We start from the raw sequence: 25,950 nt of genomic DNA, 5'->3' as shown, positions 1-25,950 counted from the left end.
GGCTGGCAGGAAAATGCGGACTCCTCGGCGCGATGTCAAGAAACCTCCGCACCCGCCCCGCATTGACATTCTATACGCTCTTTGAGATATGCTGATTGAGGATTCCTATATGTTTTCCGACCAGGAGGGATCATGCGCCTTTCCGAATCCGTCCAAAGCCTGACCAGCGCAGTGCCGACACCCTCGCCCGCCCCGGTAGGCGTTTCGACCAGGAGCGCCCCATGAGCGCGGGACTGCCGCAAGACCTATTTGTCCTGATGCACATCCTGTCCGGCCTGAACGACCGCGAACGCATTATTGGAAGCTTTTGCGCCAGCATGGGCGAAATCTTCCCGGAACTCCGGTTCCGCTATCATCCCCCGGAATCCGAACCGCCCGAATGCACCTGGTTTCCGCTGCGCACCGTAAGCGGCGAATACGGCTGCATGGCGGTGGACGGGCCGGTGGAAGAGGCCGTGGCCGAGGAGGAGCTTCCCCTCGTGCGCAACAGCATGGACTTTCTGGCCGTGCTGCTCGAACGCGAGGAGCAGGCGCTGCTCCTGGCCTCGCACAAGGCCGGAACCCTTCTGGAGGAGGAAGCGCGCAACCGCAGCCTCTTCCAGGCCCACGAAAGAATGCAGAAGACCCTCGACGCCCTGGACAGCCACCTCTACGTGGCCGACGCCGACACCCACGAGGTGCTGTTCGTCAACGAGTGCATGGCCCGCGAACTCGGCCCGGACCTGCTGGGCCGCAAATGCTGGGAAGCGGTCGCGAACCGCGAAACAGCCTGTCCCGACTGTCCGCTCCAGCGGGAGGACATCAAGGAAAAGGGTTCCGTGGCCTGGGAAGCGCAAAGCGAGCAGGACGGACGCTGGTATCAGAATCAGGCCCGCTTCCTGGATTGGGGAGACGGCCGCCGCGTGCACATGACCCTGTCCACGGACATTTCCCAGCGCAAGCAATCCGAAAGCGAGCTCAAGCGCTGGGGCCAGATTTTCGAGCATACGGGCTGGGGGGTCGCCGTGAGCAGCAACGGCTTCGAGCTTTCCATGGTCAACCCCGCCTATGCCTCCATGCACGGCTACAAGCCGGAAGAACTCCAGGGCAAGCCCCTGGACGCGGTCTACCCGCCGGGCTACCGCCAGACCCTGGAGGAACACCTCAAGGCGATGGAGAAAAACGACCGCTACGTCTTCGAGATGCCGCACCTGCGCAAGGACGGAAGCATCTTCCCGGCGCAGATCGATGTGACCAACATCCGGGACGACAACGGAGACGTGCTTTACCGGGTGGCCAACGTGCTGGACGTCACCGAGCGCAAGGAACAGGAACAGCAGATTATCGCGGCCAAGGAGCGCGCCGAGCAGGCCAGCAAGGCCAAGGATGAATTCCTGGCGAACATGAGCCACGAAATCCGCACGCCGCTCAACGGCATTTTCGGCATGCTCCAGCTCGCCCAGACCGCCGAACTGGAGCCGGAACTGTCGGAATACGTGACCACGGCCATGTCCACGGCCCGCAATCTCAAGGCCATCCTCGACGACCTGCTCGACCTCTCCCGCATGGAAGCGGGCAAGATTCGCCTGCGCAGCGCCCCCTTCGATCTGCGCGACAGCCTGCGCACCGTGCTCGGAAACTTCTCGGTGCAGGCCCAGATCAAGAACCTGCGCCTCGACTCCGTCGTGAGCCAGGACGTGCCGCCCATCCTCATGGGCGACGACGCGCGCATCCGGCAGGTGCTCTTCAACCTGGTCGGCAACGCCGTGAAATTCACCCCCGAGGGAGAGGTGGAAGTCTCGGCCAAGACGTTGCCCTTCTCCTCCTCTCCCGAGCAGGTCAACGTCCTGATCACGATCCGGGACACGGGCATCGGCATCCCGGAAGAAGAGGTCGGGCGCATCTTCGAGAACTTCACCCAGATGGACGGCTCCATGACCCGGCATTACGGCGGAGCGGGCCTGGGCCTGGGCATTGTCCGGCGCATCGTGAAGATGATGGGCGGCAAGATCGCCGTGGAATCCGAAGTGGGCAAGGGCACCAGCATCCACCTCTCCCTGCCGCTGCTGCGCGAGAAAAAGGACTGCGACATGGGGGAGGAACTCTGCAAGCTGGTCAAGGAAACGCCGCTGCGCATTCTCCTGGCCGAAGACGACAGGGTCAGCGGGCTGGCCATGAAGCGCTTCCTGCGAAAGCTCGGCCACATGCCCCTTTCCGCCTCCAACGGACGCGAGGCGCTGGAGATGCTCCGGAAGCAGCGCTTCGACGCCGTGCTCATGGACATCCAGATGCCCCTGCTCAACGGTTTGGAACTGACGCGGCTGATCCGCGAGGGCCGGGCCGGGAAAAACCAGCAAACCCACATCATCGCCCTCACGGCCCACGCCATGCAGGGCGACAGGGAGGTATTCCTGGACGCGGGCATGGACGACTATCTCGCCAAGCCCGTGGACATGGACAGTCTCTGCTACGCGCTGCTCAAGGCCATGCCCCGGCACTAGCCCCGAACGCGGGGCCGCGCTCCGCAGGTGCTTGCCATCGGGCCGAGGGCCGGGCATAACCCGCGCATGTTCGACGCCTTGCTCGCCAGCATGGCCGCGGGCGGCGTGCTCGGCCTTTCCGCCGGAGCCGCGCCCGGACCGCTCCTGACCCTCGTGATCACCGAGACGCTGACCTCGGGACCACGGGCCGGAATCCGCGTGGCCCTCGCGCCGCTGCTCTCGGATCCGCCCATCATCCTGCTCTGCTCCCTGCTGCTGGCGGAGCTGAGCCGCTTCAGCGCGGTGCTCTCCGCAGTCTCTCTGGTGGGCGGGCTCGTGGTGCTCGGACTGGCCGCCGACACATGGAAAGCCACGGCCCCGCTGCCGGGCGCGAAGCCTGTGCGCAGCTTCTCCCTGCGCAAGGGAGTCGTCACCAACCTGCTCAATCCGCACCCCTACCTCTTCTGGCTCGGCGTTGGCGCGCCCCTGCTCGTGCGCGGCTGGAGGCAGAACGGTCCGGCCGATCCCGCGCTCTTCCTGCTCTGCTTTTATGTCTGCCTCGTGGGCGCCAAGGTGGCCATCGCCCTGCTCACGGCCCGCTCGCGCTCGTTCCTGCGGGGCAGGGCCTATGCCGCGCTGCTCAAATTCCTGGCCGTGGCCCTGGCCGGGTTCGGGCTGCTGCTCCTGCGCGACGCCTGGCGCATCTTCCTGCACGGAGCGCCCTGAATCGCACGGCTCCGCCGTTTTTTCGCCGCCCGCCACTTTCCACGCCGTATCCGCTGTGCTAGATTGAATACATCGCTTTTATTCAGCACAGGAGCGGCATGCGCAACGACGACAATCCCGGCACGGGCTCCCAGGAGGCCCTCCAAAAGCGGCTGAACGAACTGGAACGGGAAAACAGCCTGCTCCGAAAGCGGCTGGACAATTCCCGCGAGTACTTCAAGCTGCTCTTCGAGCGCGCGCCCCTGGGCTACCAGTCCCTCGACGAGGAGGGTCGCTTCCTGGAGGTCAACGAGGCCTGGCTGAAAACCCTCGGCTACGAGCGCCACGAGGTGCTCGGCATGTGGTTCGGCGATTTCCTGGACCCGGAATTCCTGAAAACCTTCGCGACCAATTTTCCGAACTTCAAGGAAGCCGGGGAAGTCCACGGCGTGGAATTCCTCATGCGCCGCAAGGACGGCACCCCGATTCTGGTCTCCTTCGAGGGCAGGATCGGGCTGGACGAGGAAGGCAATTTCCAGCAGACGCACTGCATCCTGCACGACATCACCGAACGCCGGGCCACCGAAGAGCAACTGCGCAAAAGCGAACAGAGCTACCGCGCCTTTTTCGAGCAAAGCCCCAACGGCATCTATTTCTACCGGCTGGAACAGGACGGACGGCTTCTGCTCGTGGACGGCAACGCCGCGGCCGAGGCCGTCACGAAAATCCCGGTCAGCCGCCTCGCGGGACGCACCTTCGACGAAGCCTTTCCCGGCCTGGACGACATCCGCCAACGGCTCGCGGAAGTGGCCCGTTCCGGAAAACCCTGGCGCATGGACCGGCTCGAGTACAAGGGGGCCGACTTTCAGGGGATCTTCTTCGTGGCCGCCTTCCAGACCGCGCCGGACAGCATCGCCGTGATCTTCCACGACGTATCGGACAAGCACCTCCTGGAAGAACGGCTGCGGCATTCCAACGAAATGCTCGGCCACATCATGGACTGCTTCCCTGCGGACGTGTTCGTTTCCGACCTGGAAACGAACGAAATCCTCTTCGTGAACAAGCGCATGCGCGAGCGCTTCGGACAAGACCTGGAAGGCCGCGCCTGCTGGGAGGTCTTCAGGAACGAATCGCGCCCATGCTCCGAGTGTCCCACGCAAAAGCTCCTGCAGGAAGACGGGCCGGAAATCTGCACGTGGGAAAACGTCAACCCGGTCACAGGCCGCCGTCTCCTGAACCTGGACACCCTGATCCAATGGATCGACGGGCGGCGGGCCAAGCTCCAGGTGGCCACGGACATCACGGACCTGCGGCACACGCAGCAGGCCCTGGCCGCTGCGGAGCAGCGCTACCAGCGGCTTTTCGAAACCGCCGTGGTCGGCGTCTTCCGCAGCACGCCCGACGGCCGGTTTCTCAGCGCGAACCCGGCGCTGGCGACCATTCTCGGCTACGCCTCCGCGCACGAACTGATCCAAAACGTCACGGACATCGGATCGCAGCTCTACATCGACCCGGAGCAGCGCAGGAAGTTCAGCTCCCTGGCCATCCTGGAAAAGGACGTCGCCGAGCAGGAAACCCGTATGCGCCGCAAGGACGGCAAGGTCATCTGGGTCAGCGAGGCCATGCGGGCCGCCAAGGAGCCGCCGGACGGACAGATCGTCTTCGAAGGGTTCATCACGGACATCACCGAGCGGCGCAACATGTACCAGCGGCTTGCCCAGGCCAAGGAAAGGGCGGAACAGGCCAGCCGGTCCAAGAGCGAATTCCTGGCCAACATGAGCCACGAGATACGCACGCCCCTGAACGGCGTGCTCGGCATGCTCCAGCTCATCCAGGCCACTCCCCTGGACGGCGAGCAGGCCGAAATGGTGGACGTGGCCCTGGGATCGGGCCGCAGTCTGCTCGCCCTGCTCAACGACATCCTCAACCTCTCCCAGGTGGAGGCCGGGCGGCTGATCCTGCGCGAGGAGGATTTCGACGTGCGCGAGGTCGTCGCCATGGTGGTGGAATCGCTCCGCCCCCAGACCGAGTCCAAGGGATTAACCCTCTCCAGCGACGTGGACGACTCCGTGCCCTGCCAGGTTCGCGCGGACATGGGCCGCCTGCGCCAGGTGCTTTTCAATCTGGTGGGCAACGCCATCAAGTTCACGGACGCCGGCTTCATCCGCGTGCATGCATCGCTGAAGCAGGACGACGACGAGCAGCACCTGCATGTCGAAGTCGAGGACACGGGCATCGGCATTCCGAAAGACCAGCTCGAAAACATCTTCGAGAGCTTCACCCAGGTGGACGGCTCGCACACGCGCCGCTACCAGGGCGCGGGACTGGGCCTGTCCATCGTGCGGCGTCTCGTGCGGCTCATGGGCGGCGACGTCTCCATGGAAAGCGAGCTGGGCCTGGGCACGCAGGCCAGATTCCATGTGGCCGTCAAGCCCGCGGCGGGAGACGACGCCCCCCAAAACGGCGTGTGCCCGCGCCCGGCTCTTTCCGCGAACACGAAAAAGCTCCGCATCCTCCTCGCGGAAGACGACCGCGTGAACAAAATCACGGCCATGCGCCTGCTGGAACGCCTGGGCCACTCGGCGCGCTGCGTGGAAACAGGCCGCGAGGCGCTCCAAGCCCTGGACGAGGAACATTTCGACTGCGTGCTCATGGACGTGCAGATGCCGGAGATGGACGGCGTGGAAACCACGCGCAGGATTCGATCGGGCCAGCGCGGAAAGAACGACGCGAACATTCCGATCATCGCGCTGACCGCGCACGCCATGGAAGGGGACCGGGAGAACTTTTTGAGGGCGGGAATGAACGACTACCTCGCCAAGCCCGTGGAGCTCCAGGAACTGAAGCTGACGCTGCTGCAATCGTGCGGGCTGGAGCCCGATTAAAAATTGGTGATTTCCCGAACCGTGCCGCGCAGCCCGTGGCGCTTGCGCAGCTCCTGGTACTTCTCCAGGCATTCGGTGACGGTGCCGGCCATGGCCTTGTCCAGCCTGGCCCAGTCCGCCTGCCGGGAGCGCGCTTCCAGCCGCGTTCCGTCGCTCAGGACGAGGCATACCGTATAGCGGGCTTCCTTGGGCGCGGCCGCTCCGTAGATTTCTTCCGCGACCTGCCGATTGCTGTCCACGTAAAGTTCCGCGCTGCTCAGGTGCCGGGCCTGCTCGTCAAGGGCCTGCCGGGTCCGCTGCATCTGCTTCAGCTCAAGCGGCTCGCCGCCGGGCCGGACAGCGGGCGCGGTCCATTTCACGCGAATCTGGTTGCCGCTGGAACCCAAGGAGCCGAAATCAAAGCCCCATTTGTAGGTCAGCAGACCCGCCGCGAGCAAAACGCCCCCAAGCAGCAACGCGTAAAACAGTTTCATTTCACATCTACCATCTAGAAAGAGTTATCATCTTCATACGTCAGCATCATGGGGCTGTAAATAGGAATCCTCCCTATACAAAAACCTCTCGGTCCAGAGGTGCAGCGCCTCGTATGCTTCTGCTAACTATCGGTTTGGTAACGGATTGTTCGTAGAGGTTTTTGGAAGTGAATGCCTACATTCCCTACCGTGCGTGTGCTCGAAAGCCGCGCGTCCGGTTGCGTTTCAAGAAAAATGAGGTATCATTTCGGAAAATCCGTCCAACCGCTTGTCGTGGCCGGAACGAATCGGCCCATCAACCCCGGAGCAAACATGAGCGATCCCCGAAAACAACCTGCGAAGACCCCGCCGGAGCAGGGCAAGGACGAGTGGTTCCTGCCCGAAGAGGCCCGCACCCGACTCAAGGAACTGTTCAAGAGCCTCGTGAACGACGTCGAGGTGGCTGTTTTCACCGCGCCCGGCCTGAACGATCCCTACAACGAATACGTGACCAAGCTCGTCTCCGACCTCGCCCGCCTGGACGAGCGCATCCAGCCGAGCTTCCACGGCCTGGACGGCGAGGCCGCCAAGAAGCACGGCGTGGCCGCCTCACCCACGGTGCTGCTCGCGCCGGACAAATACAAGATCCGCTTCAGCGGCGCGCCCGTGGGCGAAGAAGGGCGCTCCTTCCTCTCGGCCATCCTGCACGCCTCGGCCGGGAACAGCGGCCTTTCCGACGTGTCCCGCCAGATTCTCGAAAAGCTCGACCAGCCGCGCAAGGCCCAGGTCTTCGTCACCCCCACCTGCCCCTATTGCCCCGGCCAAGTGCTCAACGCCGTGCGCTGCGCCGTGGAAAAGCCAGGCCTGGTGGCCGCCGAATGCGTGGAAACCGACGAAAATCCCGACCTCGCCGCCGAATACAACGTCGGGTCCGTGCCGCACACGGTCTTCAACGACGGCGCGCACGAGCAGCTCGGACTGATGCCGGAGGAACGATTCGCCCTGGAGCTGTTCGCGCTCAAGGACGCCGAAGAGGTGCTGGGAAGCGGGCAGGCCGACCTGCCCAAGGCCGAACCCGGCGAATACGATCTCGTCATCGCCGGAGCCGGTCCGGCCGGACTCACCGCCGCCATCTACGCCGTGCGCAGCGGCCTGAAAACCGTGGTGCTCGAAAAAAGCGTCATCGGCGGGCAGGTCACGCTCACTCCCGTGGTGGAAAACTACCCCGGCTTCAAGACCGTGCCCGGCAAGGCGCTCATGGAAATCATGACCGACCATGCCCGGCGCTACGCCCCCATCCAGGAAGGCGAAGGCGTGGAATCCGTCACCCGCGAAGGCGACCGCCTGCTCTGCACCACCCCGCGCGGAGCCTACAGAGCCAAGGCCGTGATCCTCTCCACCGGAGCCACCTACCGCAAGCTGGGCATCCCCGGCGAAGAGGAATACTTCGGCGCGGGCGTGAACTACTGCGCCTCCTGCGACGGCTATCTCTACAAAAGCAAGAAGGTCGCGATCGTCGGCGGCGGAAACACCGCCCTCACCGACGCCCTGCACCTCAAGAACCTGGGCATCGAAGTGACCGTGATCCACCGCCGGGATTCCTTCCGCGCCCAGAAGCACCTTCAGGATTCGCTGGAACGCGAAGGCATCCCAGTGATCTGGAATACGGAAGTCACCGAGGTGCGCGGCGAAAACGGCCGCGCCACAGGCATCGCCCTGCGCAACGTCGAATCAGGCGAGACAAGCGAACTGCAGCTCGACGGCATGTTCATCGCCATCGGATACACCCCGCACAACGAGCTGGCCAAGGCGCTCGGCCTGGAGCTTGATGAGGCCGGATTCGTCAAGGTGGACAAGAATATGCGCACCAGCCAGAGACTCGTCTACGCCTGCGGCGACATCACAGGCGGCGTGCAGCAGATCGTCACCGCCATCGGCGAAGGGTCAGTGGCCGCCATCACCGCGTTCGAGGATATCTCGCACCCGTATTGGGTAGAATAAAAGAAGAGAAGGCATGCCTCCGGCGGCCAGAGGGCCCGCGGCCCTCTGGACTCCCACTCTGCGCCGAAGCTCGATGCTTCGCATCCGAGCTTCGGCGCGAAAGGGGCTTCCGATGCCTGGCAGGTCTTCCGACTGTGGTTCTTGCTTTGGTATCCCCTTTCGCGCGGGGGGCGGACGCGCAGCGCCCGCCCCCCGCGCCAAATGGGGTTCCAAGGGGTCGCGGACCCCTTGGCCGCCGGAGGCCCTGGCTTTCTGCCGTTATTCGGCGTCGATGGCCAGCCGCACGCCCAGGCCCACGAGGGCCACGCCGCAGAAGGCGTCCAGGCTGCGGCGCACCGCGCTTTTGGTCAATTGCTTGCGGGCCAGTTCCACGCCCCAGGAGATGAACACGAGCCAGCTCAGGCCCATGCACCAATGTATGCCTGCCAGGAGGATGGACTTGGCGATCACGGGGTCGCCGGGACCGATGAACTGGGGCAGGAAGGCGAGATAGAAGATCACGACCTTGGGGTTGAGCACGTTGCAGAGAAAGCCTTCGAGCAGGCGGCGGCGCACCGAGAGTCCGGGCCGGGAGGCGCATGCGCCGTCGTGGTTTTCGGCTCCGGCGGCCTCGATCTTGCCAGCGCCCCGGACCGCGTCGCGCAGGGCCTGGACGCCCAGCCAGACGATATAGGCCGCGCCCGCCCATTTCACGATGTGGAAAAGTTCGGCGGAATGCATCAGGATCAGTGAAAGTCCCAGGGCCGAGAGCGTGGCGTGCACGAAAAGTCCGGCGCAGATGCCGAACGAGGTGACCATGCCGTCCCGGCTGCCGCCCCGGATGGCGTTGCGCAGAACGAGGATGGTGTCGTTGCCCGGCGTGATGGTCAGGACCAGGGCCACGGCGGCGAAGGCGGCGGTATTGGCGTCGAAAAGCATGGGCGTTCTCCTTGGAATCGTGAAGGCCGCATCATGCTCCGGGCTGAAATCCTTGTCCAGCGCAGAGTTTTCTGGAGTGGCGGGAGACATTGCCTTTCCCTGTCTCATAAGGTATTTTTTGGATATGAAGACATTGAAACAATCTGCCAACGCGACCGGATTCTCCCGTATCAAAGACATGCGCCGTCGCCTTGAATTCGCCAAGGCATCTCTGGCCATCGAAGGAATGCCGTTGACGCACGAGGAAACGGTTGTCTTCAGGACAATGGTGCGTGCCGGATGCGATCTGGAGCAGATGGACGCCTACATCCGAGCCAAGCTGCGGCAGGACGCTCATGCCGGGCCGCTACGCGGATAGCGATCCCTACACATATCAGGACAGCTCGATCCTCATCAACATCCCGGATCTTCGGGCGGAAGAGGAACTCGTCCGCTTTGAACGCATACAAGTCACCAAGCGCTCCTTGACGGACCCTCCTCCTGGCAACTTCGACTACGCGCACTTCAAAACACTGCATCGACATCTCTTTCAGGATGTCTACACCTGGGCTGGAGAGGAACGCAGCGTTCCCATCAGCAAGGGAGGTCATCTATTTGCCACTCCCGCCTTCATCGCCCGCAATGCGGAAAAACTGTTTCAGCAACTGCACGACGAAAATCTGCTTCGCACGCTCGACGCCGCGAGCTTTGCCGAGCGTGCCGCCCATTACGTCACGGAACTCAACGTGCTGCACCCCTTCCGGGATGGAAACGGACGCACGTTGCGATACTTTCTCATGCTGCTCGCCGAGCAGGCGGGATATGATCTCGACCCGGCAGTTCTGCAACGGGGGTGGATGACCGCCTGCGTCAGTGGTTTTGATGGCGAAGAGACCCCCATGCGCCTCCTCCTCTTCGAGGCGCTACGCCCCTTGGCGTTGGCTCCCTAGCCCCTTTCCAGCCTCTTCTCCAGCTCGGCCACGGCCAGGGTGGTCTTGATGACCGTGTCCGGGTTCAGGGACATGGTCTGGATGCCGCACTCGACCACGAACTCCGCGAATTCGGGATAATCGGACGGAGCCTGGCCGCAGATGCCGATGTACTTGCCCTTGCGGTTGGCCACGTCGATGACCTGCCGGACCATGCGCTTCACGGCCTCGTTGCGCTCGTCGTAGACGTGGGCCACGAGGCTGGAATCGCGGTCCACGCCGAGCACGAGCTGGGTCAGGTCGTTGGTGCCGATGGAAAAGCCGTCGAAGACCTCCAGAAACTCCTCGGCCAGGATCACGTTGGCCGGGATTTCGGCCATGCCGATGACCTTGAGCCCGTTCTCGCCCTGCTTGAGTCCGTAGGCCGCCATGGTGTCGATGACCTTCTTGGATTCCTCCACAGTGCGCGGGAAGGGGATCATGATTTCCAGGTTCTCCAGGCCCATGTCCTCGCGGATCTTGCGCATGGCCCGGCATTCCAGGCCGAAGGCTTCGCGGTAGTCTTCGGAATAGTAGCGCGAGGCACCGCGCCAGCCGATCATGGGGTTTTCCTCGTGCGGCTCGAACAGCGCTCCGCCGATGAGGTTGGCGTATTCGTTGGTCTTGAAATCCGAGAGCCGGACGATGACGGGCTTGGGCCAGAACGCGGCCACGAGCATGCCCACGCCTTCGGCCAGCTTGTCCACGAAGTATTCGCCCTTGTCCGCATAGCCGTGGGTCATGTCCGCGATGCGGGTCTTGAGCTGCTCGTCCTCCAGCTCGTCGAAGCGCAGCAGGGCCAGCGGGTGGATCTTGATGTACGAGTTGATGATGAACTCTTCGCGCGCCAGCCCCACTCCGTCGTTGGGGATGAAGCTCTTTTCGAAGGCCTGTTCCGGGCTGGCCAGGTTCATCATGATCTTGGTGCGCGGCCGGGGAATGGAGCCCAGGTCCGTCTCCTCCACCTCGAAGTTGAGCAGCCCGTCGTAGACGAAGCCCGTGCTGCCGGAAGAGCAGTCCACCGTGACCTTGTCTCCGGTGGCGAGCTTTTCCGTGGCGTTGCCCGCGCCCACGATGCAGGGGATGCCCAGCTCACGGCTGACGATGGCCGCATGGCAGGTGCGGCCGCCCCGGTTGGTGACGATGGCCCCGGCGATCTTCATGATCGGCTCCCAGTCCGGGTCGGTCATGTCCGTGACCAGCACCTGCCCGGCCTTGAACTGGGCGATCATGGCCGCGGACTTGATCATGTTCACCTTGCCCTGGCCGATCATCTCGCCCACGGCTTGGCCGCGCACGAGCACCGGCCCCTTCTCGCGCAGCACGTGCTTGCGCAGCACGGCCTGGTCCTTCATGGCGTGCACGGTTTCGGGCCGGGCCTGGACGATGTAGAGCTTTCCGGTCTCCCCGTCCTTGGCCCATTCGATGTCCATGGGCCGCTGCTGTCCCGCCTTTGCCGAGTAGTGGTCCTCGATGGTCGCGGCCATGCGCGCCAGCGCGATGACCTCGTCGTCGTCCAGCACGAGGCGGCGGCGGTCCTCGTCCGGCACGGCCACGTTCTTGGTCGGACTCTTGGAGTCGCGGGTGTAGATCATCTTGATGGCCTTGCCCCCGACCTTCTTCATGATGATGGGCCGGAAGCCCTTGCGCAGCGTGGGCTTGAACACGTACCACTCGTCCGGATTGACCGCGCCCTGGACCACGTTCTCGCCCAGGCCCCAGGCTCCGGTGATGAACACGGCCCCCCGGAAGCCGGATTCCGTGTCGATGGAGAACATGACCCCGGAGGAAGCGAGGTCGGAGCGGACCATCTTCTGCACGCCGATGGAAAGCGCGATGGAGAAGTGGTCGAAGCCCTTGTCGTGGCGGTAGGAAATGGCCCGGTTGGTGAAAAGCGAGGCGAAGCAGCGCTGGCAGGCTTCCAAGAGGTCTTCCAGCCCGCGGATGTTCAGGTAGGTTTCCTGCTGGCCCGCAAAGCTGGCGTCCGGCAGATCCTCGGCCGTGGCCGAGCTGCGCACGGCCACGTCGCAGCCTTCGCCGTACTCCTGTTCCAGCCGCTTGTAGGCTTCGCCGATGGCCTCGCGCAGATCCTGCGGGAACTCCAGCCCGCGAATCAAGCGCCGCACGCGCGCCCCGCGTTCCGAAAGATTGTCCATGTCGTGCGTGTCCAGCCCGGACAGCATCTCGCGGATGCGCTCCATGGCCCCGTGCTCGGCCAGCAGGTGGCGATAGCCTTCGGCCGTGACGGCGAAGCCGTTGGGAATGGTCACGCCCTTGGGCGTCAGGTTGCCGTACATCTCCCCCAGGCTGGCGTTCTTCCCGCCCACATACGGCACGTCGTCGATGCCGAGTTCCTCGAACCAGAGGATATACGCCTTGTCCTTGCCTGCGGCCGCTGTTCCGCTCATGCCCGCCCCCTTGCGCTTGCCGGGGCCGCTCGCGCCTGCACGCGCGACCTCCCCGGATTGTCGGAGATGGCCGCAAGGGTACGCCCGCGCGAGATTCGGCGCAAGGTGGGACAAAAAAATATCACGTTCCCCGACGGGTGGGTACCGACGCGCGCCAAGCAGTCGTGTTACGTATTCCGATTACTTGACACCGTAGGCAAATGAAAATACGTTCCTTCATCGTCGAATCAACCAACGAGGTACGCATGCACATTGCCGAAGGAGTCCTGCCCTGGCCCATCCTGGCCGCAGGAGGAGCCCTGACCGTCGCGGGAACCGCCATCGGGCTGAAAAGCGTCGATTACGACCGGATCATGACCGTGGCCATGCTCTCCGCCGCTTTTTTCGTGGGCTCCCTGGTGCACGTGCCCGTGATGGGCACCAGCGCGCACCTCGTGCTCGGCGGCCTGCTCGGCATCATTCTGGGCTGGGCGGCGTTTCCGGCCATACTCGTGGCCCTGCTGCTCCAGGCCGTGCTCTTCCAGTTCGGCGGGCTGACCACCCTCGGCGTGAACACCTTCAACATGGCCGCGCCCGCCGTGCTTTGCCACTACCTCTTCCGGCCCCTGCTCGCGAGCGAAAGCCCCAAGGTCCGCAATGTCTCGGCCTTTGCCTTCGGCTTTCTGGCCCTGCTGCTCTCGGCCCTGCTCACCGCCGGTTCCCTCGCGCTGACAGAGGGCTTCCTGACCGCTGCGGCGGCCCTGCTCGTCAGCCATGTCGCCGTCATGGTCGTGGAAGGATTCGTGACCATGTTCGCCTTCGGCTTCCTGGCGCGCGTCAAGCCCGAAGTGATCCAGGCCGTCTATCGAACCCAACATTCCTGAGGAGGCATTCATGTTTCGCCCGAACCGTCCGTCCCGCGTCCTGCCCCTGGCGGGACTGATCGTCCTGGCCGCGCTCTGCCTGGCCTCCGCGGCCCAGGCCCACCGCGTCAAGGTCTTCGCCTACAGCGACACCGAGACCATCTACACCGAAAGCAACTTCAGCAAGGCCTCGCCCGCCATGGGCGCGGAAATCGTGGCCACGGACGCCGAGGGCAAGAAAGTCTTCGAAGGCAAGACCGACGACCAGGGCAAGTGCGACTTTCCCGTGCCCAAGGACGCCGAGGGCGACCTGAAGATCGAGGTCATCGCGGGCGAGGGGCACCAGGGCGACTGGGTTCTGACCGAAGCCGAATACAAGTAGAGGAGCCGGACGATGCTGCGCAAGACTCTTTCCGCCATCGCGCTGGGCGCGGCCTTGCTGCTGCCCTGCGCCTTTTCCCCGGCTGCGGCCTTCTCCGCCACCCTGGACCAGGACGACCTCGCGGCCATCGAGCAGATCGTGGAAAAAGGCGTGGCCAAGCGGCTCGCTCCGGTGAACCGGACCCTGGCCATGATGCAGGACGAAGGCGTCACCCCCACGGAAGTGGCGGGCGGCATCGGCTACATCGTGGGCATCGGCGGCCTGCTCGCCTGGGGCGCGAGCCGCCGGAAGCGCGACTAGCCGCCGAAAGGTCCGGACCTGGGCCGGGCGATGTGGCCGGGCGTTCCGGACGGCGTTCAGGATGGTGTTCTGGTCGGGCCGGGCATCGCCAACGCCAAAAGAAAAGCCCCTCGTGCGAGGGGCTTTTTCATTCCGGGCCGCCGGAACGGCCGGGCTAGGTCGTGCGCTAGATGGAGCGGACCATCAGCTTGGACCCGTTGCGGAAGAGCACTTCCATCTTGTCCGGCGCCACGAGCTTCTGAACCACGCCGACTCCGAACTTGGGGTGGTCGATGAGCCCGCCTTCCACTGCGGAATCCGCAGAGCCGAAAGGCTTGGCCGCGCCCATGTCCTTTCCGTTGAGCGCGCCTTCCCATTCTTGGACCTGTTCGGCGGCGCTCTTGAGCGCCTTCACGGTCTTGGCCACGGCGCGCGCGCCGCGCGGCCTTGCAACGGCAGCCTTCTTGGCTTTGGGGTGCTTGTGCAGGCTGCCGCAGGTCTTGCACTGGACCTTGACGATCTCGCCCTCGTCCATGGCCACGATGACGTGCATGCGCACGTCCTTGCAGCGGTTGCACTTGGATTCGATCGCCTCGCCCGCCTGATACGTCTTTTCCACGGTCATCCCCATTCTGATAGGCATTGCAAAAAAAAACAGGGACCGGATCCCTGCGGCTGTAAACGGGAGCCAGCAACTCGGACCGACAGAAACCCTCACGGCCGGAACCTCCCGAAAGCGGGTTCCGCTGCGCGTTTCACCGCGCGAGAAATGCGCTCTCAACAACAGCGCCGACGACGGGAGTATTCAAGTGTCGGACAGGGGCGAAGCCCTGCTGGCTGAACACGAAAGGAAACCTTATCCGCTTCCCAGCCCTCTGGCAACCCCGACTTGACAGAAAGGAACGAATGAGCAACTATTCACGCATGAGGAACGACGAATGACGCCCAATCCGGTCTGCTCGATTGACTGCGTGCACGCCCAGGCCGTGGAAACCGCCCGCCAGGGCATGCTGCCGGACCAGGAAGTGGCCCGCCTCGCGGAGCTGTTCAAGGTGCTGGCCGACCCGACCCGCGTGCGGCTCCTGCGTGCGCTTTTTCCGGGCGAGCTGTGCGTCTGCGACCTGGCCGCCCTGCTGGAGATGACCCCTTCCGCGGTGTCCCACCAGCTCCGGGTGCTGCGGACCTCCCGGCTGGTGCGCTTCCGCAAGCAGGGCAAGGTGGTCTTCTACAGCCTGGACGACGATCACGTGCGCGGGCTCATTGCCGAAGGTCTGGACCACGTGCGCCACGGCTAGCCCTTTTTTTGGGCCTTATTGCATGAACATTTGCTCACACGTAAGAAGGTAAACGTGCCCGACATCATCCTGAACATCCTTGCGGCTTCGTGGGACGTATTTCTGGAATCCGCGCCGTACATGCTCTTCGGCTTCCTGGCCGCGGGGCTTTTGCGGGCGTTTCTGCCCGCCGACCTGGTTTCCCGCCACCTGGGCGGCTCCCGGCTTTCCGGAGTGCTCAAGGCCTCGCTGCTCGGCGCGCCCATCCCCCTTTGCAGCTGCGGCGTGGCTCCGGCCGCTGCGGGACTGCGCAGGCAGGGCGCGAGCCGCGGCTCCACAGCCGCGTTCCTGATCTCCACCCCGGAAACAGGCGTGGATTCCCTGGCCATCACCTGGGCCTTGCTCGACCCGGTCATGACCCTGCTGCGGCCCTTGGCCGCCCTCATCACGGCGACCGTGGCGGGCATCGGCGTGAACGCCCTGGAACGCCCCGGTTCCGGCGAATCCGCCCCGGCAGGGGACAATCCTCTTGAAGCGTCCTGCTCCGGCTGCGGTTGCGACGGTTCCTGCGCCACGGCCAAGCCGGGACTCGCCCACAAGCTGCGCAGCGGCATTCGCTACGCCTTCACGGACCTGCTTCCGGACATCGGCGGCTGGTTCGTGCTCGGCGTGCTCCTGGCCGGAGCGCTCACGGCCCTGATGCCCCCCGGGCTCATCGAACGCTACCTCGGCGACGGGCTGCTGCCGCTCCTGGCCGCGCTGGTCGTGGCCGCTCCGCTCTACGTCTGCGCGACCTCGTCCACGCCCATCGTGGCGGCGCTCGCGCTCAAGGGCCTCTCGCCCGGCGCGGCCCTGGTCTTTCTCCTGGCCGGACCGGCCACGAACCTGGCCTCCTTCGGCATGGTCTCGAAGATCATCGGCAGGCGCGCCGCCCTGGTCTACCTCGGCTCGATACTGATCTGCTCGCTCCTGCTCGGACTGGCAGCCAACGAGCTTTACGCCGCCCTGGGCTTTTCCACCACGGCCTGGGCGCGTCCCCTCCAGGCGGAAACCCAGGGACCGCTGCACTGGATCTCGGCCCTGGTCCTGGCCGCGCTGCTGGCCGCGCCCTTCGCCGGAAATCTCATCAACCGCTGCCGTCGCCGCTGCTTCGGCGGCTCAAGCACTCCCTTCGGAGGATAGACATGCGTCCCGACACCCTCATCGTACTCGTCATCGTGGCCGTAGCCGCATTCTTCGTCATCCGGCGGCTCGTGCGCCAATATCGCGCCTCCGGCTCTGCCTGCGGCTGCTCCGGCGGCTGCGAGGGCTGCAAGAGCGCCCCGACCGGACTCGGAAACTACGACCCCGGCAAGGACGCGAATTGCAGCGGCTGCCCCTCCGAACGGAAGCGCTGAGCCCGCAGCCGGGCCGCGCGCCGGAGGCGGTTTGACATTCGCCGGTTCGTGATTATCTTTTTATATAGAGCAACAAACGGAGGTGCCATATGTCGAACATCACCAAGCAATACAAGGGCTGGACCCTGGAACTGCGCCCGGAAGGCGACTATTGCGCCAGCTTTTCGCTGAAGCTGACCTCCCCCCAGGGGCGGGTCAAGCATCTGAACACCGCAGGCAACACCGAGGAAATGGCCGTGGCCCGCGGCAAGGAAATCGTGGACGCCGAGATCGAACTGGGCGCGTAGCACGGGCGGCCTTGCCCGCCGAACCACATGCCATGCAAGACCAGGGGCGCGATCGCGCCCCTTTTGCATTTCCTGCGCACCGCACAAGATTCTGTCCTCCACCCCCTGGCCTGCCACAAAATCCCGCATGACGCCGCACGATTTTTCATCTCACGGAGATGACACCCTCGCCCGTTCGGGGTATAGCCATTTTAATCGTCTATTCGACCAGCATGACGACATAGCTGATTACAATACAAAACTTCGAATCAGGAGAGGCAAATGACGAACGAGGCAGCCGCAGGGTGCTCCCGACCCGCAAGCGGCCCCACTTCAGCCAAGACCGAGGCCACGAACACCAACTCGACCGTGAACGACGCCCCCAAAGGAGGACGACCCATGATCCGTATCGGACAAAAAGCGCCTGATTTCGTGGCTCCAGCCTATCATCTCGGCAAGCTCACCACGGCGAAACTCTCCGATCATCTCGGGAAATGGGTGGTGCTTTGCTTCTATCCGGGCGACTTCACCTTTGTCTGAGCGACGGAAATCTCGGCGGTCGCCGAGAAGAACGACGAATTCGAAGCCCTTGGCGTGCAGGTGTTCTCCATGAGCACGGACAGCATCTTCGTGCACAAGATGTGGGTGGATCAGGAGCTTTCCAAGATGATCACCGCCGGAACCGTGCCCTTCCCCATGCTTTCGGACGGCGGGGGCAAAGTGGGAGAGGCTTACGGGGTCTACGATGAAAACGCCGGAGTGGACGTGCGCGGCCGTTTCCTGATCGATCCGGACGGCGTGATCCAGGGATTTGAGGTGCTCGCTCCGCCCGTGGGACGCAACGTTTCCGAAACACTGCGCCAGATTCAAGCCTTCCAGCTGGTGCGCAATACCAACGGCGGCGAGGTTGCGCCATCGGGCTGGCGGCCCGGCAAGCAGACGCTGAAGCCCGGCGTGGACCTTGTCGGCAAGGTCTGGGAAAAATGGAAGGTATCCATGGCCTTTGAATAGACCGGATCAGACGCCCTGCAAGCCGGGACCAGGCCCCTGGTCCCGGCTTTATTGTTCTTGTCCTGGAATTGCCCGGCGCTCTAAGGAGCTGTTCTTTCGCCCGGCAAGAGACTAGGCTCGATTGATACGGAGGTGACTTCATGGGCTGGAACGATCTTCTCGGACTCGGCGTAGTCCTGGCGCTCGGCGCGCTCTTTGCCTTGTCCAAGTACCTCAACGACAAGGACCGGGGCGAGGAAGCCCCTTTCGGGTGCGGCTGCTCCGACGCCGACCCCCAGGATCCCGCTGCGGGCTGCAAGGGCTGCCCCATTGCGAAAAAGGCTCAGGAAGAGAACGCGCAGTCCTGCCCTCCGGGCCAGTGCGGAAAGGATCGCGGCTAGCTCCGGGCCGGAAGCCCGGCCCACTATGCCTCCAACGCCTTGCGCAGGGTGGAGACGCCGCAGGAGTGCAGCATCTTCATGGGGATTCCCCTGGACTTGGCATGCGCCGCGACCTCGATGCGGGCCTTGTGCGAAACCTTGTTGGTGAAGACGATGACCAGCCCGCAGCTGCCGATCTGGTCGGCGACCCGGTTCTCCTTGCCCGTGAAGACCTTGAGCTTCACGCCGCCCTTCTTGGCCACGTCGATGTATTCCCTTTTGAGCCGGTCCATTCCGCCCACGAGCGCTGCACACATATCGACCTCCGGGGTTGCGGCAGAGGATCATCCCTTGCCCTTGTATTGTTGATAATGAATTTCAAAATCATTGTCAATCACAAGGTTGCCCAATCCGGTGGCCTTATGTACAAGAAATCTGACGGAGGGGGCGAAAGTCCGCGCCCGCCGTGTCTTGGGAGCCTTTCGATCGTACCGGTCCGCGAGCCGTTTTCCGGCTCCGGCGCCCCAGGCGCCGACAAGGCCGGACCGTTCGCGGAGGCAGGGCGCACACACCGACAGGAACGCATGGACAGGCTGCTGGTCACCACCTCCTCCACGGAGCAGATGGTCAACATCACGGCCCCGACCCAGGGGCTGGTCACGCAGCGCGCATGGCGCGACGGAATCCTTACGCTCTTCTGCCCCCACACCAGCGCATCCATCACCCTCTCCGAAGGGCACGACCCGGAGGTGGGCGGCGACCTGATGCGCAGCCTGAAACGGCTGCTGCCTCCGGACCAGGGCTACCTGCACGAGGGCAATCCCGACGCCCACCTCAAGTCCATCCTGACGGGAAACTCGCTCCAGATCATCGTGGAAAACGGCCAGCTCCAGCTCGGCTCGTGGCAAGGCGTGTTCTTCTGCGAGTTCGACGGCCCCCGGCCCCGCGAAGTCTGGGTCAAATTTCAAGGCTGAGGAGCAGCGCCGTGGGCAAAAAACGCATCCGCTTCATGTGCACGGCCTTCCGGGACGGGTTCCAGTCCGTCTACGGCGCGCGCGTGCTCACCAAGGATTTCCTGCCCGCGGTGCGCGCCGCTGCCGAGGCCGGGATCGACTGGTTCGAGGCGGGCGGCGGAGCGCGCTTCCAGGCGCTTTATTTTTACTGCAACGAAGACGCCTTCGCCATGATGGACGCCTTCCGCGAGGCGGCCGGGCCGGACGCGGATCTCCAGACCCTGGCGCGCGGCGTGAACGTGGTCGGCCTGGAGTCCCAGTCCTCGGACGTGGTCGAGCTGCACGCCAAGCTCTTCGCCCGCCACGGCATCACCTCCATCCGCAATTTCGACGCGCTCAACGACGTGCACAACCTGGATTTTTCCGGGCGCTGCATCAAGAAGCACGGCCTGAACCACCAGATCTGCGTGAGCATGATGGAACTGCCGCCCGGCAGCACGGGCGCGCACGACCCCGACTTCTACGAGATGGTCCTGCGCCGCATCCTGGAGGCGGGCATCCCCTTCGACTCGGTCTGCTTCAAGGACGCCTCGGGCACGTCCACGCCCGGCAAGGTCCACGAAACCATCAAGCGCGCCCGCAAGCTGCTGCCGGAATCCGCGCAGCTGCATTTCCACACCCACGAGACCGCGGGCATCTCCATCGCCTGCTACCTCGCGGCCATCGAGGCGGGCGCGGACGCCGTGGACCTCTCCCTGGCCCCGGTTTCCGGCGGCACCTGCCAGCCCGACGTGGCCACGCTCTGGCATGCGCTGCGCGGCACGGACTACGACCTGGGCGTGGACATCCAAAAGGTGCTCAAGGCCGAGGAGGTCTTCGCCGACTGCATGAGCGCCTATTTCCTGCCGCCCGAAGCCCGCGGGGTGGAGCCGACCCTGCCCTTCAGCCCCATGCCCGGCGGCGCGCTCACGGCCAACACGCAGATGCTCCGGGACAACGGCATCATGCACAAGTACCCGGAAATCATCGCGGCCATGGGCGAGGTGGTCCGCAAGGGCGGCTTCGGCACGTCCGTGACCCCGGTTTCCCAGTTCTACTTCCAGCAGGCCTTCAACAACGTCATGTTCGGCCCGTGGGCCCGCATCGCGGACGGCTACGGCAAGATGGTCCTCGGCTATTTCGGCCGCACCCCCGTCCCGCCCGACCCGGACGTGATCCGGCTGGCCTCGTCCCAGCTCGGCCTCGCGCCCACGGACAAGACCCCGCTGGAGCTGAACGACGCGGACCCGTCCAAGGGGCTGGAAGCCGCGCGCAGGCTGCTGCGCGCCGGGAACATCGCCGAGAGCGAGGAGAACCTCTTCATCGCGGCCACCTGCAAGGACAAGGGCGTGGCCTTCCTCAACGGTTCGGCCAAGCTCGGCGTGCGCTGGAAAAAGGACATGGAATGCGCGCCCGCGCCCGCTCCCAAGGACTTCGGACGGTTCAGCGTCAGCGTCAACGGCCGCGCCCACGAGGTCACGGTGCGGGACGGAATTTTCAGCGTGGACGGCAAGGCCTTCGACGTCACGGTCGCTCCGGGCGCGGCCCGCGCCTCGGACAAGGCGGCCGCCCCCGCGCAGGACGCGCCCAGGGGCCGCGCCGTGAACGCGCCCATGCCCGGCGTGGTGGTGCGCGTGCTGGCCAAGGTGGGCGAGGAGATCTCCAAGGACCAGCCCCTGCTGGTTCTGGAAGCCATGAAGATGGAGGTCGAGGTGCGCGCGCCCGAAGCGGGCAGGCTCGTCTCCCTGACGGCGGACCTGGGACGCCAGGTGGCCGAGGGCGATGAAATGGCCCGGCTGGAGAGCGGCGCATGACCCCGTCCGGCATGGAGAGCGCCCGCATGGGCCTGGACAACGTGCTCGCGTCCGGAGGGCCGTCCCTGGCCCTGGCAGGCATGAGCGTCGTGTTCCTCGCGCTGCTCTGCATCAGCCTGTTCATCGGGCTGCTGCCGAAGCTGCTGGCGGCCTGGGACGCGCTGCGTCCCGGCGCCGAAGCCGGAACGCCCCCGGCGGCGCGGGTCGAGGTGGCGGGCGAGGCGCTCGCCCCGGACGAGGAAGCGCGCGCCGCGCTCATGGCCGTGGCCGTCCTGCATCACGATCCGGGCCTGGCCGCGCTGCTCGGCCTGAACCTGAAACCCGCCCGAACCCCCGAGAACTAGCATGGACGTGCTGGCCGCGTATTTCACGTCCACCGGCTTCGCCGGAATGACCTGGGGCAACGCGGCCATGATCGCCGTGGGCGCGACCTTCATCGCCCTTTCCATCGTCAAGAACTACGAGCCGCTTCTGCTGCTGCCCATCGGCTTCGGCATGATCGTGGGCAACATTCCCACCCCTCCCGGCATGCAGCTCTCGGTCTACGAGCCCGGTTCGGTGCTCTCGTACATCTACTACGGCGTGCGCCAGGGCATCTTCCCGCCCCTGATCTTCCTGGGCATCGGGGCCATGACCGACTTCTCCACCATGCTCTCCAGCCCCAGGCTGGTGCTGCTCGGCGCGGCGGCCCAGGCGGGCATCTTCCTCACGCTGCTGGGCGCGCTCTGGCTGGGATTTCCCGCCGAGGAAGCGGCCAGCATCGCCATCATCGGCGGGGCGGACGGCCCCACGGCCATCTTCCTCTCGGCCAAGCTGGCCCCGCGGCTGCTGGGCGCCATCGCCATTTCCGCCTATTCGTACATGGCCCTGGTCCCGGTGATCCAGCCGCCCGTGATGAAGCTCCTGACCACCCGGGCCGAGCGGCGCATCCGCATGAAGCCCGCGCGCACGGTCTCCCGGCGCGAAAAGATCCTCTTCCCCGTGGGCGGGTTCCTGATCACGTCGCTCATCGCGCCCGGAGCCGTGCCGCTCATGGGCATGCTCTTCTTCGGCAACCTGCTCAAGGAGAGCCTCGTCACGGAGCGGCTCGCGGCCACGGCCCGGACCTCGCTCATCGACATCGTGACCATCCTGCTCGGTTTTTCCGTGGGCGCGAGCACCCAGGCCCAGACCTTCCTGCGGCACGAAAGCGTCCTGATCTTCGCGCTGGGCGCGGCCTCCTTCGTGGTCGCCACCGCCGCGGGGGTGCTCTTCGCAAAATTCATGAATCTTTTCCTCAAAGACAAGATCAACCCGCTCATCGGCGCGGCCGGGGTTTCCGCCGTGCCGGATTCCGCCCGGGTGGTCCAGGCGGTTGGCCGCGAAGAAGATTCGTCAAACCACTTGCTTATGCACGCCATGGCCCCGAACGTGGCCGGGGTGATCGGTTCGGCTGTCGCGGCCGGTATTCTGTGGTCAGTTTTGGCAAAATAGGATATGAGACTTCGCGCGTGGTTACGGAGTCGTAACAATAGAGAGAGAGGACCGGAAAGGAGCAGATGAATGGCGAGTAAATCCAGTTACGAATTCTACAAAGACGACATCAAGAAACTTCCCCCCCTCCGGGCCATTGCGGATACGCTGGTGCTGGACCACAAAATCCGTACGGTCAGCCCGGCCGAGGCCTATGAATTGGCCCGGCGGCAGTGGGACGTCCAGGAAACGGATCTTCCGATCTACGCCCCGGCAGCGGAACGCCTGGGACTGCCCAAGGGCGCCAAGGTGCTCAACAACTGCCACGGGAAGATCGTGGGCCGCACGGCCATGGCCCGCCGCTTCTGGCACGCGCTGAACGCGCCGGAACGCAAGAAGGTGCTCGGCGACCTGCTCGAGGCCGTCTCCGACCTCCAGACCCGCCCCCTGATCAAGGCGCACGCGCTCATCGGCCTGGACAAGGATCTGATGATCAAGGCCACCATCGTGGGCCACGAGAACGACGCGGTCAACGTCTTCAACTGGCTGGTCAACTTCACGCCCTACGCGGAGCTGGCCGAGCAGTATGAAAGCAGCCCCAAGCTGCCCATCCAGGACATCATCGTCATCGCCGACAACGAATGGCGCAACAACGATCCCTTCTACCACAACCAGGGCTTCCCGCAGCTGGCGCTGGTGGATGTGGACGCCAACGTCATCTTCAATTTCGGCATGCGCTACTTCGGCGAGCGCAAGAAAGGCACCCTGACCCTGGCCTGGACCTCCGGCATGCGCCTGGGCATGGCCGCCTGCCACGGCGGCATCAAGGAAATCGACTTCGCCGGCTGCAAGGACGACGCCTGCAAAAAGCTCGGCAAGCGCTCCATCGCCTTTTTCGGCCTCTCCGGCACGGGCAAGAGCTCGCACACCAATTCCTCGGACAACGGCGGCACCATGCCCGAAGGCTTCGACAAGGTCGTGCTGCACGACGACGCCTTCCAGATCGACATCGAGGAAAAGATCTGCCGCGTCTGGGAGCCGACCCTCTTCGACAAGACCGATTCCCGGCCCATCGGCCATCCCGACTGGGAATACATCATCTCGGTCATGAACCACGGCCAGATCATGGTCGACGGCAAGAACCTGCCGCTGGGCCAGGACGTGCGCAACGGCAACGGCCGCGCCCTGCTCGACCGCGCCCTGCTCGGCAAGTACGTGAACCGCTGCTCCTTCCCCTCCACGCTCTGCTGGCTGACCAAGGACACCACCATGCCGCCGATCATGCGCTTCACCGACGTGAAGCTCGCGGTGGCCATGGGCGCGTCCCTGATGACCAAGCGCAACGTGGCGGAAAACGTCTCCGAGGAGGAGCTCAAGAAGCTGGTCTTCGTGCCCTTTGCCAACCCCTTCCGGGTTTACGAGCTTTGGAAGGACGTCGAGGCCTTCATCAAGGTCTTTGAAAACGGCGCCACGGGCTTCATGTTCAACTCCAGCGGATTCTGGAAGACCTCGGCCGACGAGCTGACCGGCATTCCCCTCCAGACCTCGCTGACGCTCCAGACCGCGATCCTCACCGATCAGCTGGAGTGGGAGGACTGGCCCCTGCTGGCGGGATCGCAGATTCCCACCCGCGAAAGCGCGGAAAAGCTGCTGCCCGGTTTTTACGACCGCTACGACCACGCCAAGGTCGAGAACCACGAACAGTACCTGGCGACCCTTCGCGACCGGGTGGAGCAGCGCAAGGCCTTCCTGGAAAGCTCCGACCTCACGGAAAAGCCCGAGCTGCTGAAAGAGCTTCTGGAGTCAATGAATACCGCTCGCTAGCATTGTCGAACGCGACCGAGCTGTGATATGCGGGAACTTCGGGGAGGGCCACTCGATGAAACGGATACTGATCGCCGAAGATGACCGCATATCACAGCGGCTCGCGAAGACCATCGTGGAGTCTTTCGGGCACACAGCGTTCGTGAGCCCCAACGGAAAGCACGCCTACGAGGCGCTCAAGGCGGAAAACTCGTTCGATCTTCTGATCACGGACATCATGATGCCGGAGATGGACGGGCGGCAGCTCATCCAGACGCTGCGCGGAGACACGGAACTGCGGGAAATGCCCGTGATAATCATGTCCGCCGTGGTGGGCGTCAGCGACATTTCCTCGCTGCTGGAACTGGGGGCCACGCGCTTTCTGGCCAAGCCCCTGATCCAGGAGGAACTCCAGGAAAGCATCCGCCGCTGCTTCGCGGCCAAGAGCTGAGCCAGAAGAGAACCTGGGAAACGGTCAGTCCGCAGCCTCGGCTTCTTCCGCGATGGGCGTCATCATCCTTTCCCAGGCGGCGTCGAACTCCGGCCACATCTGCGCGGGAAGGTTCCTCCGGTAGATGCGCTTCAGTTCACCGTTGCGAAGGCTCCTTCTGATGGCCGCGTTGATCTTGCCCACGACCTCCCTGCCCCACTCGCCCTGCGTGCAGGCGATGTAGCCGAAGTTCCACTCCTGCGCCTCGGCAACGCGAATCATTTCCAGATGGTCGAAGAGCCTCTGCTCCCGCAGAGCGTACCACGCCTGTTCCGGCGTGGTTATGAAATACTGGATGCGCCCGGACAGCAGCAACTCCAACTGCCGTCCCAGGGTCTTCATGTCCAGGATCTCGAAGACGTTTTCGCGCCAGTAGTTCTCCTCGATGATCCGATCGAGCGTCTGCCCGTGGCTGAAGCCCTTGATGTGTCCGTAAGTCAGCCGTCCGTCCTGAAGAAGGCTCTTCATGGATACCTGTCCGTCCGCGTTTTTATGCGCGTCGAGCAGGCCCTGGACGGTCACGGCGACCTGGGGGGGAACGAGACGGCAGGGCAGCGAATAGGACAGGATCCGCTCGCGGTCCGGGCGCTTGAGCAATCCCGTCAAGCAGTAGGGCTGCCCCTCCTGCGCCGCCATCATGCTGCGGTTCACCGGGGAATTGATGCGCTCGTGGCGATACTCCGGCAAGGCCTTGGCCATGAGACGCTGAAGCTCGACGCTCGCGCCGGAAAGGGTTCCGTCCGGCTCCACGATCACATGCGGGGGAAAGGAAAAATAGGGCCAGACCACGGTGCCGCTCTCTTGCGCGGCCGCG

At 64.4% G+C, this 25,950-nt stretch carries 27 protein-coding genes; 21 read left to right on the top strand and 6 right to left on the bottom strand.

Translation table 11 applies throughout. The features are described 5' to 3' along the window. The first annotated feature begins 221 nt into the window (after positions 1-221). The 3 genes from G452_RS20490 (at position 222) to G452_RS20485 (ending at position 6,049) form a co-directional block, all read left to right on the top strand. The gene (locus tag G452_RS20490) at positions 222-2,480 is read left to right on the top strand and encodes an ATP-binding protein (RefSeq protein WP_022661444.1); all 2,259 of its coding nucleotides are present in this window, start codon (positions 222-224) and stop codon (positions 2,478-2,480) included. Positions 2,481-2,546: 66 nt separating this feature from the next. Further along, positions 2,547-3,185 carry a LysE family transporter gene (locus tag G452_RS0106425; RefSeq protein WP_022661443.1) on the top strand — a complete coding sequence of 213 codons (639 nt, stop codon included), beginning with the start codon at positions 2,547-2,549 and terminating at the stop codon, positions 3,183-3,185. 98 nt (positions 3,186-3,283) lie between these two features. Continuing rightward, entirely contained in the window at positions 3,284-6,049 is a 2,766-nt protein-coding gene (locus G452_RS20485) for a PAS domain-containing hybrid sensor histidine kinase/response regulator (RefSeq protein WP_022661442.1), read from the top strand. On the opposite strand, the gene G452_RS0106415 is transcribed toward G452_RS20485, so the two are convergent. Further along, positions 6,046-6,522, bottom strand: a complete 477-nt coding sequence (locus G452_RS0106415) for a hypothetical protein (protein ID WP_022661441.1) — start codon at positions 6,520-6,522, stop codon at positions 6,046-6,048. The genes G452_RS20485 and G452_RS0106415 overlap by 4 nt on opposite strands. A gap of 312 nt (positions 6,523-6,834) precedes the next feature. On the opposite strand from G452_RS0106415, the gene G452_RS0106410 reads away from it, so the two are divergent. Beyond that, a complete protein-coding gene (locus G452_RS0106410) occupies positions 6,835-8,502 on the top strand; it encodes an FAD-dependent oxidoreductase (RefSeq protein WP_022661440.1) in 1,668 nt (555 codons plus the stop codon). Positions 8,503-8,760: 258 nt separating this feature from the next. Here the strand turns inward: G452_RS0106410 and G452_RS0106405 are convergent, their stop codons facing one another. Then, positions 8,761-9,420, bottom strand: coding sequence for a LysE family translocator (locus tag G452_RS0106405; RefSeq protein WP_022661439.1), 660 nt, complete (start codon positions 9,418-9,420; stop codon positions 8,761-8,763). Between G452_RS0106405 and G452_RS21665 the strand changes: the two genes are divergently transcribed. Further along, complete coding sequence (locus tag G452_RS21665) at positions 9,404-9,778, top strand: hypothetical protein (RefSeq protein ID WP_162141283.1); 375 nt, start codon at positions 9,404-9,406, stop codon at positions 9,776-9,778. The two genes, G452_RS0106405 and G452_RS21665, sit on opposite strands and share 17 nt — an antisense overlap. Continuing rightward, positions 9,756-10,349 (top strand): Fic/DOC family protein, encoded by a 594-nt coding sequence (locus tag G452_RS0106395; protein WP_022661437.1) that lies wholly within the window; start codon positions 9,756-9,758, stop codon positions 10,347-10,349. The genes G452_RS21665 and G452_RS0106395 overlap by 23 nt, the downstream gene beginning before the upstream one ends. Here the strand turns inward: G452_RS0106395 and ppsA are convergent. Next, the gene (ppsA, locus tag G452_RS0106390; RefSeq protein ID WP_022661436.1) at positions 10,346-12,775 is read right to left on the bottom strand and encodes a phosphoenolpyruvate synthase; all 2,430 of its coding nucleotides are present in this window, start codon (positions 12,773-12,775) and stop codon (positions 10,346-10,348) included. The two genes, G452_RS0106395 and ppsA, sit on opposite strands and share 4 nt — an antisense overlap. 245 nt (positions 12,776-13,020) lie before the next feature. On the opposite strand from ppsA, the gene cbiM reads away from it, so the two are divergent. The 3 genes from cbiM to G452_RS0106375 are packed head-to-tail and all read left to right on the top strand — an operon-like array spanning position 13,021 to position 14,299. Beyond that, positions 13,021-13,638 carry a cobalt transporter CbiM gene (gene cbiM / locus G452_RS0106385; RefSeq protein WP_022661435.1) on the top strand — a complete coding sequence of 206 codons (618 nt, stop codon included), beginning with the start codon at positions 13,021-13,023 and terminating at the stop codon, positions 13,636-13,638. Between the two features lie 10 nt (positions 13,639-13,648). Next, a complete protein-coding gene (locus G452_RS0106380) occupies positions 13,649-13,999 on the top strand; it encodes a hypothetical protein (protein WP_022661434.1) in 351 nt (116 codons plus the stop codon). A 12-nt stretch (positions 14,000-14,011) separates the two neighbouring features. Beyond that, positions 14,012-14,299, top strand: coding sequence for a hypothetical protein (locus G452_RS0106375; protein ID WP_022661433.1), 288 nt, complete (start codon positions 14,012-14,014; stop codon positions 14,297-14,299). Positions 14,300-14,465: 166 nt separating this feature from the next. On the opposite strand, the gene G452_RS18390 is transcribed toward G452_RS0106375, so the two are convergent. Then, positions 14,466-14,897, bottom strand: coding sequence for a hypothetical protein (locus G452_RS18390; protein ID WP_162141282.1), 432 nt, complete (start codon positions 14,895-14,897; stop codon positions 14,466-14,468). Between the two features lie 319 nt (positions 14,898-15,216). On the opposite strand from G452_RS18390, the gene G452_RS0106365 reads away from it, so the two are divergent. The 6 genes from G452_RS0106365 to G452_RS0106335 all read left to right on the top strand — a co-directional run bounded on the left by G452_RS0106365 (position 15,217) and on the right by G452_RS0106335 (position 18,606). Next, positions 15,217-15,573, top strand: a complete 357-nt coding sequence (locus G452_RS0106365) for an ArsR/SmtB family transcription factor (protein ID WP_022661431.1) — start codon at positions 15,217-15,219, stop codon at positions 15,571-15,573. Between the two features lie 54 nt (positions 15,574-15,627). Further along, positions 15,628-16,734, top strand: a complete 1,107-nt coding sequence (locus G452_RS18385) for an SO_0444 family Cu/Zn efflux transporter (RefSeq protein WP_022661430.1) — start codon at positions 15,628-15,630, stop codon at positions 16,732-16,734. A 2-nt stretch (positions 16,735-16,736) separates the two neighbouring features. Further along, positions 16,737-16,949 carry a FeoB-associated Cys-rich membrane protein gene (locus G452_RS0106355; protein ID WP_022661429.1) on the top strand — a complete coding sequence of 71 codons (213 nt, stop codon included), beginning with the start codon at positions 16,737-16,739 and terminating at the stop codon, positions 16,947-16,949. Between the two features lie 89 nt (positions 16,950-17,038). After that, positions 17,039-17,236 (top strand): hypothetical protein, encoded by a 198-nt coding sequence (locus tag G452_RS0106350; RefSeq protein WP_022661428.1) that lies wholly within the window; start codon positions 17,039-17,041, stop codon positions 17,234-17,236. A gap of 261 nt (positions 17,237-17,497) precedes the next feature. Continuing rightward, positions 17,498-18,226: a thioredoxin-dependent peroxiredoxin gene (gene prxU / locus G452_RS21070; protein ID WP_081650513.1), complete on the top strand. Its 729-nt coding sequence runs from the start codon at positions 17,498-17,500 to the stop codon at positions 18,224-18,226. A 140-nt stretch (positions 18,227-18,366) separates the two neighbouring features. Next, positions 18,367-18,606 (top strand): hypothetical protein, encoded by a 240-nt coding sequence (locus G452_RS0106335; RefSeq protein WP_022661427.1) that lies wholly within the window; start codon positions 18,367-18,369, stop codon positions 18,604-18,606. A 23-nt stretch (positions 18,607-18,629) separates the two neighbouring features. Here the strand turns inward: G452_RS0106335 and G452_RS0106330 are convergent, their stop codons facing one another. Next, positions 18,630-18,902 (bottom strand): DUF2325 domain-containing protein, encoded by a 273-nt coding sequence (locus G452_RS0106330; RefSeq protein ID WP_022661426.1) that lies wholly within the window; start codon positions 18,900-18,902, stop codon positions 18,630-18,632. Between the two features lie 267 nt (positions 18,903-19,169). On the opposite strand from G452_RS0106330, the gene G452_RS0106325 reads away from it, so the two are divergent. The 6 genes from G452_RS0106325 (at position 19,170) to G452_RS0106300 (ending at position 25,097) form a co-directional block, all read left to right on the top strand. After that, a complete protein-coding gene (locus tag G452_RS0106325) occupies positions 19,170-19,559 on the top strand; it encodes a secondary thiamine-phosphate synthase enzyme YjbQ (protein WP_022661425.1) in 390 nt (129 codons plus the stop codon). A gap of 11 nt (positions 19,560-19,570) precedes the next feature. Next, entirely contained in the window at positions 19,571-21,391 is a 1,821-nt protein-coding gene (locus tag G452_RS0106320) for a biotin/lipoyl-containing protein (protein WP_022661424.1), read from the top strand. Next, positions 21,388-21,735: an OadG family protein gene (locus G452_RS18375; RefSeq protein ID WP_022661423.1), complete on the top strand. Its 348-nt coding sequence runs from the start codon at positions 21,388-21,390 to the stop codon at positions 21,733-21,735. Before G452_RS0106320 ends, G452_RS18375 begins: the two co-directional genes overlap by 4 nt. A 1-nt stretch (position 21,736) precedes the next feature. Continuing rightward, entirely contained in the window at positions 21,737-22,864 is a 1,128-nt protein-coding gene (locus tag G452_RS0106310; RefSeq protein WP_022661422.1) for a sodium ion-translocating decarboxylase subunit beta, read from the top strand. A 69-nt stretch (positions 22,865-22,933) separates the two neighbouring features. Beyond that, positions 22,934-24,667, top strand: a complete 1,734-nt coding sequence (locus tag G452_RS0106305) for a phosphoenolpyruvate carboxykinase (ATP) (protein WP_022661421.1) — start codon at positions 22,934-22,936, stop codon at positions 24,665-24,667. 55 nt (positions 24,668-24,722) lie between these two features. Continuing rightward, a complete protein-coding gene (locus tag G452_RS0106300) occupies positions 24,723-25,097 on the top strand; it encodes a response regulator (protein ID WP_022661420.1) in 375 nt (124 codons plus the stop codon). A gap of 24 nt (positions 25,098-25,121) precedes the next feature. Here the strand turns inward: G452_RS0106300 and G452_RS0106295 are convergent, their stop codons facing one another. Further along, positions 25,122-25,925, bottom strand: coding sequence for a transporter substrate-binding domain-containing protein (locus G452_RS0106295; protein ID WP_162141281.1), 804 nt, complete (start codon positions 25,923-25,925; stop codon positions 25,122-25,124). Positions 25,926-25,950 lie beyond the last annotated feature (25 nt).

The sequence above is a fragment of the Paucidesulfovibrio longus DSM 6739 genome (assembly GCF_000420485.1).
Classification (GTDB): Bacteria; Desulfobacterota; Desulfovibrionia; order Desulfovibrionales; family Desulfovibrionaceae; genus Paucidesulfovibrio; species Paucidesulfovibrio longus.
The sequence above is the reverse complement of the archived record's forward strand: the minus strand, read 5'-3'. Positions and strand labels throughout refer to the sequence as shown.